Source organism: Mycoplasma sp. Z386, assembly GCF_054343375.1.
Window position 1 is genome coordinate 1 of record NZ_JBTGVC010000012.1, and the last position, 16,267, is coordinate 16,267.

14 protein-coding genes and 1 other RNA gene are annotated in these 16,267 nt (G+C 24.8%); 11 read left to right on the plus strand and 4 right to left on the minus strand.

The window, feature by feature from the left end:
• Positions 1 to 685: 685 nt before the first annotated feature.
• The 4 genes from hrcA to ACXX85_RS02290 are packed head-to-tail and all read left to right on the plus strand — an operon-like array spanning position 686 to position 5,083.
• Positions 686 to 1,678 (plus strand): heat-inducible transcriptional repressor HrcA, encoded by a 993-nt coding sequence (hrcA, locus tag ACXX85_RS02275; RefSeq protein ID WP_436358730.1) that lies wholly within the window; start codon positions 686 to 688, stop codon positions 1,676 to 1,678.
• Positions 1,679 to 1,702: 24 nt separating this feature from the next.
• Positions 1,703 to 2,368: a nucleotide exchange factor GrpE gene (locus tag ACXX85_RS02280; protein WP_436358731.1), complete on the plus strand. Its 666-nt coding sequence runs from the start codon at positions 1,703 to 1,705 to the stop codon at positions 2,366 to 2,368.
• Between the two features lies 1 nt (position 2,369).
• Entirely contained in the window at positions 2,370 to 3,980 is a 1,611-nt protein-coding gene (gene argS, locus ACXX85_RS02285) for an arginine--tRNA ligase (protein WP_458560518.1), read from the plus strand.
• Entirely contained in the window at positions 3,980 to 5,083 is a 1,104-nt protein-coding gene (locus ACXX85_RS02290) for an exonuclease domain-containing protein (protein WP_458560519.1), read from the plus strand. The genes argS and ACXX85_RS02290 overlap by 1 nt, the downstream gene beginning before the upstream one ends.
• A 99-nt stretch (positions 5,084 to 5,182) precedes the next feature.
• Here the strand turns inward: ACXX85_RS02290 and yidC are convergent, their stop codons facing one another.
• From yidC to rpmH, 3 genes are read right to left on the minus strand one after another with little or no spacing between them, the layout of a single operon-like run.
• On the minus strand, positions 5,183 to 6,961 hold the full coding sequence (gene yidC / locus ACXX85_RS02295; protein ID WP_458560520.1) for a membrane protein insertase YidC: 1,779 nt from the start codon (positions 6,959 to 6,961) through the stop codon (positions 5,183 to 5,185).
• Positions 6,948 to 7,280, minus strand: coding sequence for a ribonuclease P protein component (gene rnpA, locus ACXX85_RS02300; protein ID WP_436358735.1), 333 nt, complete (start codon positions 7,278 to 7,280; stop codon positions 6,948 to 6,950). The genes yidC and rnpA overlap by 14 nt, the downstream gene beginning before the upstream one ends.
• 2 nt (positions 7,281 to 7,282) lie before the next feature.
• Positions 7,283 to 7,432 (minus strand): 50S ribosomal protein L34, encoded by a 150-nt coding sequence (rpmH, locus tag ACXX85_RS02305; RefSeq protein ID WP_436358736.1) that lies wholly within the window; start codon positions 7,430 to 7,432, stop codon positions 7,283 to 7,285.
• A gap of 294 nt (positions 7,433 to 7,726) precedes the next feature.
• Here rpmH and dnaA point away from each other — a divergent pair, with 294 nt between their 5' ends.
• From dnaA to ACXX85_RS02340, 7 genes are all read left to right on the plus strand, one after another.
• Complete coding sequence (gene dnaA / locus ACXX85_RS02310) at positions 7,727 to 9,124, plus strand: chromosomal replication initiator protein DnaA (protein ID WP_436358737.1); 1,398 nt, start codon at positions 7,727 to 7,729, stop codon at positions 9,122 to 9,124.
• Positions 9,125 to 9,257: 133 nt separating this feature from the next.
• A complete protein-coding gene (locus tag ACXX85_RS02315) occupies positions 9,258 to 10,358 on the plus strand; it encodes a DNA polymerase III subunit beta family protein (RefSeq protein WP_458560521.1) in 1,101 nt (366 codons plus the stop codon).
• Positions 10,359 to 10,369: 11 nt separating this feature from the next.
• Positions 10,370 to 10,579 (plus strand): RNA-binding S4 domain-containing protein, encoded by a 210-nt coding sequence (locus ACXX85_RS02320; RefSeq protein ID WP_436358739.1) that lies wholly within the window; start codon positions 10,370 to 10,372, stop codon positions 10,577 to 10,579.
• 61 nt (positions 10,580 to 10,640) lie between these two features.
• Positions 10,641 to 12,458: a tRNA uridine-5-carboxymethylaminomethyl(34) synthesis enzyme MnmG gene (gene mnmG / locus ACXX85_RS02325; protein ID WP_458560522.1), complete on the plus strand. Its 1,818-nt coding sequence runs from the start codon at positions 10,641 to 10,643 to the stop codon at positions 12,456 to 12,458.
• Entirely contained in the window at positions 12,458 to 12,892 is a 435-nt protein-coding gene (locus ACXX85_RS02330; protein WP_458560523.1) for a 23S rRNA (pseudouridine(1915)-N(3))-methyltransferase RlmH, read from the plus strand. Before mnmG ends, ACXX85_RS02330 begins: the two co-directional genes overlap by 1 nt.
• A 15-nt stretch (positions 12,893 to 12,907) precedes the next feature.
• Positions 12,908 to 14,815 carry a M13 family metallopeptidase gene (locus tag ACXX85_RS02335; RefSeq protein ID WP_458560524.1) on the plus strand — a complete coding sequence of 636 codons (1,908 nt, stop codon included), beginning with the start codon at positions 12,908 to 12,910 and terminating at the stop codon, positions 14,813 to 14,815.
• The gene (locus ACXX85_RS02340; protein WP_458560525.1) at positions 14,809 to 16,167 is read left to right on the plus strand and encodes an aldehyde dehydrogenase family protein; all 1,359 of its coding nucleotides are present in this window, start codon (positions 14,809 to 14,811) and stop codon (positions 16,165 to 16,167) included. Before ACXX85_RS02335 ends, ACXX85_RS02340 begins: the two co-directional genes overlap by 7 nt.
• Here ACXX85_RS02340 and ffs read toward each other — a convergent pair.
• Positions 16,165 to 16,261, minus strand: an RNA gene (ffs, locus tag ACXX85_RS02345) — signal recognition particle sRNA small type. The two genes, ACXX85_RS02340 and ffs, sit on opposite strands and share 3 nt — an antisense overlap.
• Positions 16,262 to 16,267 lie beyond the last annotated feature (6 nt).

Below are 16,267 nucleotides of genomic sequence, written 5' to 3' on the forward strand. Positions count from 1 at the left end.
AAAAGTGACATTTTATATTGGGAATGGGGGGTGACATTTTATTTCTGTTTTAATATTTTTACAAAAATTTTTTAAATATTTTGGGAGATTGTGTTATAATAAATTTAATATAGGAAAACCGGCTTGTGCATACAAGATAATTAAACACTATTAGATAGTGTTTTTTTATTACTTTTATAATACTTATTTGCAATAATAAGTCAAACACAACAAAAGTATTAACGTTAATAAATACTTAATAGATATGCTAAAGGAAAATAGAAAGATAATTTTTCACCTATAACAATTATTAAAAGATTTTTTTATAAAATAGTTGTTCATAATTTATCAAAAAATAAAACTCTTTTTCTTTCCCAGTTTAAATAGTGAAAAAACCGTTTATGCCCATTTTATACGGTAAAACGTTTTTTGAATACTCCAATTAATTACATTTTACTTACTAAATTTTTACATTATTTTTTTATAAATTATCAATCAAAATGTCCCTCTTCTATAATAAAAAAATGATGTTGTAAGTAAAATGATTAAATTTATACAATTGATAATTTATGATATCATTCAATTAACATATAATTATAAAAAGTGACATTTTATATTGGTAATTGGGGTGACAAATTATTTCTGTTTTAATAAAAATCCTTAATAAAAGTTTGTAAAAAAAAGAAATTAGAATATAATTTTTATTATGGAACATAAGAGCGCCGCTAAAAAGAAATCTTACTTAAAATTTATAATTGAAAGTTACATTGAAACAGGGGAACCAATCGGTTCAGAATCACTAAAAGAAAAATATAAAATTAATGCTTCTTCTTCTTCAATAAGAAGCATAATGGCTGAACTTGAAAAAGATGGTTTTCTTGAAAAATCTCATGTTTCCAGTGGGAGAATTCCTACTTTAAAAGCATATGAATATTATGCTAAAAATTTAACTTCACAAACCGATGCAGATCTAGAGCAAAAACTAAACGATATTTTTGCTAAAAGAAGAATATCTATTGACAAAACACTTGAAGAAGCAGCAAAATTAATATCAGAATTTGTCGGTATTACCGTTATAACATCAGAACCCTTAGGATCTGAAAGATTAAGATCTATTCAATTCACTGCAATTGATAACTTTATGGGAGTTATTGTATTAGTAACTTCAACAGGAAAAGTAGAAAACAAAATAGTTTCTTTTTCAAATGAAGTAGAAAAAGAAGACATAAAAATAGCTATAAGGATTTTCAAAGAAAGATTAATTAATGTGGCGTTAAATGAAATCCAAAAAATTGTAGAAATTTTAGTTCCAATATTGGCTAAAGAAATAAAAAACTTAGATAATGTTTTAAAAACCTTTATGCAAAATATTTTTAATTTTAAAAATGAATTTGAATCAAAAATTTATAATAAAAATAATTTAATTTTATCTAGAGATATATCGAGAGAAAAATTAAGTGAAATTTTAGATTTAATAGAAAAAAAATCAATTTGAGAAACTATTGAAAATAAATTGGATGAAGAAAAAAACATAAAAATTCAAATTGAATCACAAGAAGCTGTTTTTATTTCTAAAAAACTTGAAAACGAGAATATAAATAAAGAAATTAGTGTTGTAGCTCCAACTACAAGATTAGATTATTCTAAAGTTTTAGCAGCACTTAATCTATTGGAAAAATTTCTCAAAAAAGAAATATAACTTTATATTACTTTAAGGAGAGAAATGGAAAAAGATATTAAAAAACAACAAGAAAAAGTTGAATCAAAAGACAATAATACTGAAAACGTTAAACACAAAAGAACAAAAAGAAATTTTAGATATAAAAGAAATTACAATAATAAAAAAGATGACTCTGTTTCTGTACAAGAAAAAACCAAAATTAAAACCTCTCTTTTAGAATTAGAAATTGCTAAACTCAAACTAGAATTAGATAAAAATAACGAAGAATTAAAACAAAAAGCAATTGAACTTCAACAAAAAGCAAAAGAAGAAATTCAAAAACATAAAGATGAAACATCTTCTAAATATGAACTAGAACTAACTAATATAAAAAAATATGGAATTCAAAAATTCTTTGAATCATTCTTAATTCCATTAAAAAACTTTGAATTAGCAATTAAAGCAGGAGAAAAACAAGATAACTCTGCAGTTCAAAACTATGTTAAAGGTTTTTCAATGTTATTAAAACAAATTGAATTAATTTTTGCAGATTTTGGTATTACAAAAATTGAACCTTCTGTTGGTGAAAGTTATAATCCAGAAATCCACGAAGTTTTTGAACTTGAAAGTAACCAACAACTAAAAGATAAAATTATTAGTGTTAAAAGCAATGGTTATAAACTTTATGATAGAGTAATCAAACCTGCTTCAGTAGTAGTAGGTAAATAGAATGAATACAAAAGAACAAATTATTCAATCTTTAAAAGACGTTTTAAATGATTTAAAAATTGAAAAAAATATTATATTAACTGAATCCAAGGGATTTGGTGATTATTCAACAAACTTAGCAATGACTCTTAAATCAGATCTAAATAAAAATCCTTTAGAGATTGCTGATTTAATTGTTTCCAAAATAAACAAAGAAAAATATTCTATTTCTAAAATAGAAGTAGCAAAACCTGGATTTATTAATTTTTTCGTAAAAAATAATATTTATGTAGAAGAAGTAAATAATATTTTAAAATTAAATCAAAATTACGGAAAACAAAAAGAAAATCAATTTATTAACTTAGAATTTGTTTCTGTAAATCCTACTGGTTTTTTACACCTTGGGCACGCAAGGGGGGCTGCAATTGGTGCAACATTAGCTAATATTTTAGAATTTGCTGGTAACAAAGTTATAAAAGAATATTATATTAATGATGCTGGAAATCAAATTGATCTACTTGCTGAATCTGTTTTTGCAAGATACTTACAGCACTTTGGTAAAAAAGTAGAATTTAAAGAAGATTATTATAAAGGTAGTGATATAAAATGAGCTGCTCACGTAATCATAAAACACTATAAAGATAAATACGTAAATAGTTCTATTAATGATTTAGAAGCTAGAGATTTTTTTAAGAGAGCATCAACTTCCATAATGCTCGGTCAAATTAAAAGGGATTTAAGTCTTTTTGGAATTAAGTTTGACAACTTTTTTAGTGAAAAAACTCTTTATAAAGATGGCAAAATCAAACTTGCTTTAGAGAAATTAAAAAACACTTATAAACATGATGGAGCGCTTTGATTAAAAACTACAAAATACGGAGATGATAAAGACAGAGTTCTTATCAAAAAAGACGGTTCTTTTACCTACTTTTTACCAGATATCGCGTATCATAATGATAAATTAACAAGAAATGATGGAGTTACCAAATTAATTAATATTTGAGGTGCTGATCATATTGGTTATATAAAAAGAATGGAAATTGCAATCGATCAATTAGGATTTGATTCTCAAAAACAGTTAAAAGTTTTAACTTGTCAAATTGTTAGATTAATGAAAAATGGACAAGAATTAAAAATGTCCAAAAGAAAAGGAATTACCTTTACAGCAAGAGAATTGATTGAATTGGTTGGTAAAGATGCAGTAAGATTCTTTATGATTGATAGAACAGAAAATTCAGGATTAGACTTTGATGTTGAACTTGCATTAGAAAGTAGTCAAAAAAACCCTGTATTTATGATTCAATATGCCTATGCTAGAGCAAATCAATTAATTAGTAAAGCAAATAATAAAGAAGTATTAGCTTCAAGCTTTAATAATGAAAATGAAATTAAATTAGTTAATACTTTAAAAGATTTTCCAGATTTAATTAAAAAAATTAGCAGTAACTACAAAATTCACTTACTGCCCGAATATTTAATTAAATTAGCTAAAGACTTTAACTCTTTTTATTCAAATTCTAAAATTTTAAATTCTGATAATGAAGAGAGTTTATTAGCACTTTCTAAAGCTGTTAAGATTGTTCTAGAAACTGGACTAAAACTTATTGGTGTTTCTACCCCAGAAAGAATGTAATGGAAACTTTAAATAAACAAATATTTGAAGAAAAACGTTTAGATATTCTTAAATCCAAAAAACTACCAAATCTATTTAAAGATAGCTATGTTATTTTTGATTTAGAAGGTTGTGATGATGTTGGCACTCTACTTGAAATTGGTGCTATCAAAGTTAAAAACAACAAAATTATTGATACATTTTCCAAAATAATTAAACAACCACCTGATTTTGTAAATAACTTTATAAGTTGATACAATAATATTTCTAACCAAGAAATCAAGGAAAAAGGTGAAGATGCAATAAAGGTTTTAAACGAATTTAAAATTTTTATTGAGAATTTAAATCTTTATGCTTTTAATGGAATGCATTATGATTTCCGTACAATAAAAAAATCTTATAAATCTCGTGAATTAGAAAAATTTCCTAACAAAATGATAGATATTGGTTTTTACTTTCAATCATTTAATAAAGTTTTCTTTAATACAGATTCTTATTCTTTAAATTTTCTGTCAAATTTATTTTCAGTAGATAATCAAGGCATTCACAGAGCACTCAAAGATTGCATAATAACTTTTGAAGTTTATAATAAAACTCTAGTGTTTGAAGAGTTGATTAATGCAAAAGAAAGACTTGAAAATGCCATTGTAAACAATAGAGAAGATAAAGAATTAAAAGAATGAAAAAGAAAATATTTTTTAAATAAATGTATATTTGACTATAAACAATGTATAATTTGTGGTAAGAAATTAATACAAAAATACATCGGTTGAGGTTGTATTGACTATGTTTGAGATTATAAATTAAAGAAAAGTGTAGGAAAATGTAATTTTTTTATAAAAAATGCAAAATGAGAAAAAATAAAAAATAAGGAGCAAGAAATGGACACAATGATCAGTTTATCAGTAGAAGTTATATCAACAAAAAGCTATATGCAATTTGAAGATATCTTTACTTTTGTAAAAAATAAACTTCAAAAAAAATGATTTGAAAAAGGTGAATTTACACACGAAGAAAAAGAATTAGTTTTACAAAAAAAACGTGGTGAGTTATACAGATTATTAACTGTTACTAGTGATTTTGAAAGACTAAATGATGGTACTTGAAAATTAAAATGTAATTAATAAAAGCACATATCTTTTTTAAAATAAAATTCCGTTTTTGCCCTATATTGTGGCGAAAACGTTTTTTTAATTAAGAAAAAATAAGGTATTGCTACCTTATTAAATTTTCTTTGGTTTATTAATTCAAGGACGAACTTTTTCTTTGAATACTTTAGTTCTTTGGAAGTAGTGAACAAAAAGAATTTGTCCTATTTCTCACACCCCTCCAACTATTCAATAAACTTGTAAGGATGCTTGGAAAATAACTCCAAATACAACAAATAAAATCATAGTGTAATTTTGAGTTTTTTGCTGTTTTTTCAACGCTTGCGACTCTGCTGCATTGATAAGTCGTTTGTTTTGTTTTCTGTTTAAAATTCTTGGTAGAATCTGTTGGAATAATTGAATTATAACAGTAAATAAAAGGATTGGTAAGTAAATCCATTGTCCTGCAAATAATTCTTGATAAGAAGTCGATGCAAGGTTTATTCCTAATCACGTTGTTGCTTTAATACCCGGTAATCCTTGTAATATTCTTCACATCGCAACAAATATAGGCATTGTTATAAGTAACGCTTGGAATTGAGCAGCAGGACTTATATTATTCTTTTTATATAATTCTGCAATCTCTTGTCTTTGTCTTGCTTCCATTTGCTTATTACCTTTATGAGGTGCATATTTAGCATCAATTTTTGCTTTTTTAGCTTGCACTTCTTGTTGTTTAGATTGACTAAATAAAGTTTTAAATCTAAATGCAAATGAAAGTAATTTAGTAAGAATAACAGCAATTATTATAGTGATAATAGCAGGTCATCCTTGAAGTCCTTCTAATGACATAGAATCCAATAGAGCAGCCATTAATTTAGACATCGGTCATATAAATAATCCATAGAAAGGACCAAGCTGTCAAGCATCACCTCAAGTAACAATTATTTTTTGAGGTTCTGCCCCTTTATATGATAATAAATCTGATGCATTTTTTGCAGTTCCTGGTTCAAAAGCAACAATTCCATCACCAATCTTTGTATAATGTGTTGCTTTTAAAATTTCACGCAAGTTTGCTGAATAATCATTAACTAATGATATTGATTGTTCAGAAGCACCAGTACCTTTTTCTTCTATTTCTTTAATAGCGTTTTCTAATTTGTTATTATTATATTTGTCAAAATTTACAAGTTGATTATTTAAATAATGAATTACATCTCTTGCAAATTTATTATTATTTTCTATAAAATCTTCATTTGGAACAATATAATCTTTAACCGTTTCAAAATATGAATAAATAAAAGGATCTTTTTCATTTACATATTTTGCATTGTGAGTTAATTTTATATTATCCTTAAACTCTCTTAATAATTTTATTTCTTTTCAATCATTAAATTTTTGATTGTAGTTTTCAGTTGTGGAATTGAAGTATAATAATTCTCCATTATCTCCCTTTGGATATTGATAACTACTTTGCCCTTCAACTGGTTTATCACTTTGATAAACTATTAAAGTATTGTAATTACCTCATTGTCCATAACTACCTTCAGCTTGTTTTTTTAAAGCTTCAATAACATCTTTTCTTTCCTTATCTTGGTTAGAAACGTAAAAGTTGTCGTTATTTTTTTTGATATTTAAAACTTCTTTTCCTTCTTTATTGGTTTGTTTTTCAAAAACTACAGCATTTGGAGCAATTCCTTCTTTTGAATTATAGAATTCCACCCCAGACCCTGCATGTGATGAAGTTTTAATTGCGAATGATTGAATACAACCAGTTAAAGTAACTCCGAAAATAAATATATAAATTAAAACTTTAAATCATTTTCAAATTTTTCTTCAAATATTTTTCTTTTCAGAATTATTATTACCGGTGAAGAAGTCATAAGATTTTGGTTTTTGCTTATTCTTTTCCACTTCTTAACCTCTCATATATTTTTATTACTTCCTTTTCTTTTTCTAAAAAAGGTAAAGATAAAAAACTTTTTCTTAATATTAAAACATTTTGAAAAGGTAAATCAATAAAATTCACTTTATTTGAAATTATCGCTTTAATTTGACGTCTAAAAAAATTTCTTTCTACAGCAATTGCAAATTTTTTTGGAACAGAAATACCAATTTGAAAATTTTTATGTTTTTTATAATATAAAATTAAGTTTTTTGTGATAATTTGTTGTTTTAAACTTATTACTTCTTGAAATTCTCAATTTTTCTTAAGTCTATTTTCTTTTTTCATAATTATTTATTTGAATCTGAAACAGTTAATCTCATTCTTCCTTTAGCTCTTCTTGAAGCTAAAACTTTTCTTCCACCAACTGTTGACATTCTTGCTCTGAATCCATGTGTTTTAGCATGTTTTCTTTTATTTGGTTGATAAGTTCTTTTCATATGCTCTCCTTAAAGTTTTTTTAAATAAAAAGATACATTTTTTATGTATTTTAATTAAATATTAAAATTATAACAAAATAAAGATTAAAAAGGAAATAAAAAAACTTTTTTTCACAACTTTTTTTTGTAAAAGAAAAAAAGAAATTTTTTTATTATTTTATATGTTAAATCATATTTTTTTTGCCTTTATTTAGGTTTTAAAAATGTGGCAATCTTGTTATTTCTAAAATTATTTATAAAATTATTTTTTATTTTTTAACATTTTTTATTTTTTTATTTTATTATTTAATAACTATGTCTAATATTGTTAATAACTATGAAGAAAATTTGTTAAAAACAAATAAAAAAATATTAAAAGAAATTGAAAAAGAGATTAATGACTCTATTATTTTTTCCACATATTTTTCTAAGTTAAAACTAAAAGAAATTAATGAGTTTTCTGCGGTTTTTATTGCTAAAAACAATGTGATTATTAAAGATATTAAAGAAAATTATTTGAGTTTTTTAACATCTGCTATTGTTAAAACTTTAAAAAGTGAAAAAGCTGTGGAAATCATTCTTGAAAACACTATTGTGAATAAAGAAAAAGAAAAACAAGTTATCAACAATAACACAAAAGATATTAACAATTTTGTCACTAACATAGATTTTAAAGATAATTTATTACCAGATTTAACATTTAAAAATTTAGTAACAGGTAAATTTAACGAAGATTTAATAAAAATAGCTGATAATTTGTTAAAAACTAAAAAAGTAGAATTTACTCCTATATTCATCCACTCAAAATCAGGATTAGGAAAAACCCACTTTCTAAACGCTTTAGGAAACGCAGCAAAAGAAATAGGACTTAAATCTTATTTTCTAAACCCAGATGCCTTTACTAACCAAATTTCTTTAATATTAAAAGAAAAAGATATAGAAAAAATAAACAATTTTTCTTCTTTTTTAGAAAGTGTTGATATCTTTTTAATAGACGATGTTCAAATGCTTGGTTCAAGAGTAAAAACTCTAGAATTTTTATTCAATATTATTAATAATTTAAAAAATAATAAAAAGCAAATTATCATTTGTTCTGATAAAAAACCAGAACTTTTAGGTGGATTCGAAGATAGGTTTATAACAAGATTTCAAAGTGGTTTAACTTTAGAAATAAAAAAACCTAATAATGAAGATTTACTCAAGATTTTAAAATTTAAAATCGAACAAGAAAACTTTGATTTGAACAAATGAGACAACAAAGCTTTAAGCTTTTTAACAAGAAATTTTTATCACTCCATAAGAGAAATCGAAGGGGCTTTAAATCAAATTAAATTTTCTGTAAAAAACTCACCAAAAGATTTAACTTTCAATGAAAACCTTCTTAATAATATTTTCCACGAAACCGTTCATTTCGAAAGGGAAATAACACACGATAGAATAATTGAAAGCGTTTGTTTATATTACAGAGTAAAAGAAGAAGAAGTAAGAAGTAAATCAAGAAAAAGAGAAATTGTTATTGCTAGATCGATGATAATTTACCTAATTAGAGAACTGCTTTCCTTTAGTTATGAAAGAATTGGTATCTATTTAGGTGGCAAAGATCACTCAACGATTATGGCTTCTTATAAAAAAATAGAAAAAGATATAGAAACGTCCCATGAACTTAAAAATGCAGTTAATTCATTAACAAACAAAGTAAAAACTGTTTCTTAATTAATCAACATCTTTTTTGCCTATTTTTAGGTTAAAAAGATAAAACTAACTAAAACTAACATTGCTAATAATAATATATTAGAAAATAAAATAAAATAAATATAAAATAATAAAATATAAAAGGAAAAATAAAATGAATTTTACAATTGAAAAAAAATATTTTGAAAAAGAATTTGAAAGAATTGGTGTTTCTATAAATACTTTAAATTTTATCCCTTCTTTAAGAAGTGTTAAAATTGAATTAAGACAAGAAGGATTATATTTATATGGTTCAGATGGAGAAATTTCTATAATTGGACATATTTCTTCTGAAAACATAAAAAATATAAATGAATTAGGTTCTTTTTTAATAAATTATTCAATGTTAAAAAATATAATTAAAAAAACTGAAGGAATTTTAGAATTTAAAATCGAAGATACTAATTTAACTATTAAAAACAAAGATGATTTATACAAAATTAATATCCAAAATGATGAAGATTTCCCAAACATTAGATTCGATTTATCAGGTCAAAAAATATCAATTCATTCAAAAGACTTTAAAAAAGCAATTAAGGATACTAGTTTTGCTGCTACAATCGATAGTTCTGAAGTTATTTTAGATTGTATCAATATAAATGCTATGGATGGTAATTTAAGAATTTCAGCAACAGATAGATATAGAATATCAACAGAAATACTTCCTATTGAATCTCATATTGAATTCGATATTTCTATAATAGCTAGAAATTTAAAAAATTTTATCCCTAATGATTATGAAGGGCAATTAGAAATTTATGTTGAAGACAATAAAATAGAAACCATTATTGAAAATACAAAAATACAATGTAAAGTTATTGATTTTCCTTATAAAGATATTTCTAATGTTTTCCCAAATATAGATGATTTAGTTTATAAAATTGAAATCGATAAAAAAGAACTTAGTGAGTTAATATCTAAAGCTTCTATTTTATCCAATGATCAATATTTCAAATTAAATGTTAGTGTAAACCAAGAAGAATTTACTATGAGTGGAAACAAAGAAGAAACCGGGTTTATTTCTGTAAAAACTAAAGAAATGAAGTTTGAAAGTTCTAATAGTGAATTAAACTTTTCTATAAATCATAGATATTTAAAAGATGCTATTTCAGTTTATGAAGGTTTGATTTATATTTTTGTAGATAAAAAAATAAGAAAAGTTTATATAGTTTCACCTTCTAATAAAAATAATAAACAATTAATAGGAACTACATAGAAAGGAAAAAAATGAAAGTAGAAATAACAGGAGAATTTATAAAATTAAGCCAACTATTAAAAAAAATGAACTTTATTGATTCTGGTGGTGCAGCAAAAGAGTTTTTAGCAACTAACCAAGTTAAAATCAATGACAATAGCGAAGTAACTAGAGGTTCAAAAATTAAGGTTGGAGACATCGTTTGAGTAAATGATGAATTATTTCATATTGTAAGTGCATAAAAAGAAGAAAAAATAAAAAATCTTCTTTTTTATTTGCTTAAATAATTTAAAATATAAAAATATGAATAAATATGATGCAATAGTAGTTGGTGGCGGTCATGCAGGTATTGAAGCCACATACGCTTTAGCAAAACAAAACTTTAAAGTTTTGCTAGTAACTTTAGATAAAAATAAACTAGCTTCAATGCCATGTAATCCATCAATTGGTGGTCCTGCTAAAGGGATTATAACAAGAGAAATAGATGCACTTGGTGGAGTGCAAGGTATTTTTGCTGACAAAGCAATGATTCAAATTAAGATGTTAAATGAATCAAAAGGACCGGCAGTAAGAGCGATGAGAGCTCAAATTGATAAAGACAAATATTCAAAAGTAATATTAGAAGATATTGAACAAAGAGAAAATATCGATATTTTAGAAGATATTGTTGAAGAATTGATTCTTGAAAACAACTTGGTAAAAGGAGTTAAAACGGAAAAAGGGAATGTTTGTTATGCTAATGCTGTAGTATTAACAACAGGAACTTATATGGACTCGAGAATTTTAAGAGGAGATGAAATTCAAAAAAGTGGTCCAGATGGACAAAGAACAAGTAATAAACTTTCAATGTTTTTAAAAAATAACGGATTTGAACTTATTAGATTAAAAACGGGAACGCCACCTAGAATTTGAACCGATTCCATAGATTTTTCTAAAATAGAAGAAGAAATTTTAGAAAATAACAACCTTCATTTTAGTTTTAAAAATGAAGTAGTTCTTGAAAAGCAAATTCATTGTTTTTTAACATATACAACCCCAAAAACACACGAAATCATTTTGAATAACTTAAATAAATCAAGTATGTATTCTGGTCTTATTGATGGAGTTGGACCAAGGTATTGTCCTTCTGTAGAAGACAAAATAGTTCGTTTTAAAGACAAAGAAAGACATCAAATATTTTTTGAACCAGAAACTGCCAAAGGTGATTTGATGTATATAAATGGTTTATCAACTTCAATGCCTATTGAAGTGCAAAAAGAAATGGTTAAATCGATTCCTGGTTTAGAAAATGCAAAAGTAGCTAAGTGAGCTTATGCAATAGAATATGATGCCATAAATCCTTTACAATTAAAAAAATCACTTGAAAGTAAAAATATTAATGGTTTATTTTTTGGTGGTCAAATAAATGGAACAAGCGGTTATGAAGAAGCGGCTGGACAAGGGTTAATAGCAGGGATAAATGCATCTCAATATTTAAAACAAGAAGAACCAATTGAAATTCTCAGAAGTGATGGTTATATTGGGGTTTTAATTGATGACTTAGTTACAAAAGGAACTAACGAACCATACAGAATGTTAACTTCAAGAGCGGAATATAGGTTATTGTTAAGAAATGATAATGCTGATTGAAGGATGAAAGATTACGCTTTAAAAGCTAATATGATAAGCAAAGAAGAGTATAATTTAGTTATTGATAAATATAAACAAATAGAGTTAAAAATTGAAGAATTAAAAAACACTTTTGTCTCTTCTAAAAGCAATTTAGCAATTAAATATAATGCAATTAATGGGCAATCTTTATTCCAGTTAGTTTCAAGACCTGATGTGGATTATTTCGAAATATTGAAAGACTTTAAATTCGCTTATGAACTTGTTGTATTAGCAAGATTAGATGGTTATATACAAAAACAAGTGCATGATGCAGAAAAAATGTTAAAACTTGAAAAATTAAAAATTCCAACCGATATAGATTATAAAAAAGTTGATAATTTAGCAAATGAAGCAAGAGATAAATTAATCAAAATCAAACCAACAACTATAGGACAAGCATCAAGAATTAGCGGTATAAATCCAGCAGACATTCAAATGTTAATGTTCTATATAAAAATGAGAAATAAATAGTGAAAATAACTATTATTGCAGTAGGAAAACTTCAAAAAAATTATCTAACTTTGTTTCAAGAGTATGAGAAAAAAATAAGTTTTTTCTCAAAAATAGAAGTAATAGAAATAAAGGAATTACAAGAAGAAAATATAGAAATAAAAAAGGAAAAAGAAACAAATAAAATATTGGAATTAATTCCAAAAAACTCAACAGTTTTCCTTTGCTCTTTAAAAGGAAAACAAATGGATTCTTTTGAATTTTCTAACTTAATTGACAAAAGTAATATAACTTTTATAATTGGCGGTTCTAACGGGGTTATTGAAGATAAAATAGATGCTCAAAAAATAAATTTTTCTTTACTAACATTCCCACATCAGTTATTTAGAGTGTTACTTGTTGAACAAATTTATAGAGCATTTGCTATAAAAAACAATATAAAATACCACAAATAAAAAGAAAGAAGAAAAATGAAAAAAACATTATTAAAAGATGACTTTTTCAGTCACATAAATAAAGTATGATTAGAAAACACAAAAATACCAGAAGATAAATCAAGTATTAGTGTTTTTTCTGAACTTGATTTAAACTTAGAAAAACTTTTAAAAGATTTAACAAAAAAATGACTTAAAGATACAAGTTCTTTAAATGAAAATTCAATGATGTTGGAATATGTTAAATATTTTTCAATGTTAATGAATGAAAGCAAAAGAAAAGAACTTGGTTGAGAACCGGTTAAACAATATTTAACTAAATTAGAAAGTTTAAAATCCTTTAAAGATTTATTTTCACAAGATAAAGAATTTTGACTTTTATACGGATTTTTACCTTTAGAAAAAGATTTATACGAAGATTTTATTGATAATGAAAAAAGAATTTTTTGATTTGGAGATTTTAAAACAATCTTGCCAAACAAAGAAAGTTATTCAAACAAAGAAGAGTCAGAAAAATTATTAAACACTTGAAAAGAAATGGTTTTATTCTTATTAAAAGACTATGGTAAAACAGAAGAAGAAGCAAATAAATTAATATCAAATGCTATTAAATTTGATGACATTTATAAAGATTATATTCTCTCATCAATAGAGCAAGCTAATTATGTTGCTTTATATAATTTAAAAACAAAAGATGAATATAATTTATATACTAAACAATTTGTTATTTCTGATTTATTAGAAAGTTTAGTTTCACAAAAAGTGGAAGCAGTTTCTGTTTCAAATATAAGACTTTATGAAAATTTTGACAAAATCTTTAGCAATGAAAATTTTGAATTTTATAAATCATTTTTATTTATAAGAAACTTGTTACAAACAACTAAATTTTTAAGTGAAGAAATTAGAATTAAAGCTGGGGAATTTGGTAGAAAAGTTTATTCTATTGAAACTTATAGAAACTTAGAAAATTTTGCTTTTGATATAGCAAATGAATATTTTGGAATGCCTTTAGGTATGTATTATGCTGAAAATTACTTTGGTAAAAAAGCAAAAGAAAATATTGAACATATGGTTTCTAATATGATTAATGTTTATAAAATGAGATTAAATAATAATACTTGATTGAGTAAAGAAACTATTCAAAAAGCATTAACTAAATTATCTACTATTCAAGTTATGATTGGTTTTCCAGAAGTGATTAGACCATATTATTCAAAATTTAAAGTTAAAACTTATGAAGAAGGTGGAAATTTATTTGAAAACGCACTTAAATTTAATAAATATTTAGTTGAATATGCATTGTCTTTATTTGGCAAAACAGAAGATAAAAGATATTGATCAATGTCTCCTGCAACAGTTAATGCATATTACAATCCATTAAAAAATCAAATAGTTTTCCCTGCAGCTATTTTAGCAGATCCTTTTTACAATTTAAATAGACCATCATCTTATAATTATGGTTCTATTGGTTGTGTAATAGCTCATGAAATTTCTCATGGTTTTGATAATCACGGTGCTCAATTTGATGAAAAAGGAAAATTAAACAATTGATGAACCGATAAAGATAGAGAAGAATTTGCAAAAAGAACACAAGCAACAATTAATTTATTTGATAAAGTAGAAACAGACTTTGGACCAGTTAATGGAGAGTTGACTGTTTCTGAAAACATTGCAGATTTAGGTGGTTTTGACTGCGCTTTAGAAGCGGCAAAACAAGAAAAAGATTTTGATGCCAAAAACTTTTTTGAAAGCTGAGCAACAAGTTGAAGAATTATTTTAAAAGAAGGTGCAGCAAAAAGACAATTGGAATCAGATGTTCACTCACCAGGAAAAGTACGTGCTAATGTTATTTTAGGAAATAATGATTTATTTTTAGAAACTTATGAAATTTCTTCATCCGATAAAATGTTTATATCAAAAGAAAAAAGGGTAAAAATTTGATAAATCAAAAAGAATTAGAAAAAATCTATCACTTACAAAGGGAAGATTTTTTTTATTTTGGTCCTTTAAGTATTAAAGACAGAATTGAAATTTTAAAAAAAATTAAAAGATTAATTCAACAAAAAGAAGAAGAAATTTTTAAAGCGTTAAAAGAAGATTTAAACAAAGATAAAGTAGAATCCTTTGTTTCCGAAATTGCTTTAATCTATAAAGAAATAGATCTATATGTAAAAAATATAAAAAAATGAGCTCGTTCTAAAAGAGTAAAAACACCTTTCTACTTGTTTCCATCTAAATCAAGTTATAAATATGAAGCATATGGACAAACCTTAATTATTAGTCCTTGAAATTATCCAATTATGCTTTCTATTGTACCTATTATAAATTCTATTGGTGCAGGAAATAGGGTTATATTAAAACCTTCTGAATTTTCAGAATATTCATCTAAATGATTAATGAAATTTTTTAACGAAAATTTTGATCATAAAATCATTTATTGTGCTGATTCTTCCTTAGAAACATCTAATTTTCTTTTAGATCAAAAATTTGATCTTGTATTTTTTACCGGTTCAACAAATGTCGGAAAAATAGTTTTAGAAAAAACTTCTAAATTTTTAACACCAACCATTTTAGAGTTAGGTGGTAAATCACCAACTATAATTTGTTCTGATGTAAATTTAGATAATGTTATTGAAAAGATTTATTATGGTAAATCATTAAACTCAGGGCAAACATGTACAACTCATGATTATGTTTTAATAGATAAAAAAATAGAAGATGAATTTATACAAAAATACAGAGAATATGTACAAAATCAACTAAAAAATAACCTCGAAAATGAACCTAAAATCATTAGTGAAAAACATTATAATAGACTATTGAAATTAGTTATTTCAACCGAGTTAAAAACTAATCATGAAATGAAAATAATAGAACCTTTTATTTATAAAGCATCATTAAATGATGCGATAATGCAAGAAGAAATTTTTGGACCAATTTTGCCTGTTATTTCTTTTGAAACTATTGAAGAAGCAATTGATATTGTTAAAAGACAACAAAAACCACTTGCTCTTTATCTTTTTAGTAAACAAAAATCAATTATTAATAAAATAAAAAAATTACAAGCAGGAGCAATCATTATAAATAACACAACAGAACATGTGGCAAATTCATATTTACCTTTTGGTGGCATTGGAAATTCAGGACTAGGGAAATACAGGGGATATAGCGGTTTTAAATCTTTTAGCCATCAAAAATCTTTTTTTATAAATAAATTTGTATTTAAACCTTTAAGTTTGGTAAAAAAACCTTTTAATAACAAAAAGTTTTCTTTACTGAAAAAGATTTTTAAGTAAAATAAAAAAACCACTAAACACAACACTTCTCGATGTGGCTGCTACATTTCTGTCCTGACCAGGTTACAAGGTTTTTGTTTTAATGGCATTTATATTATAT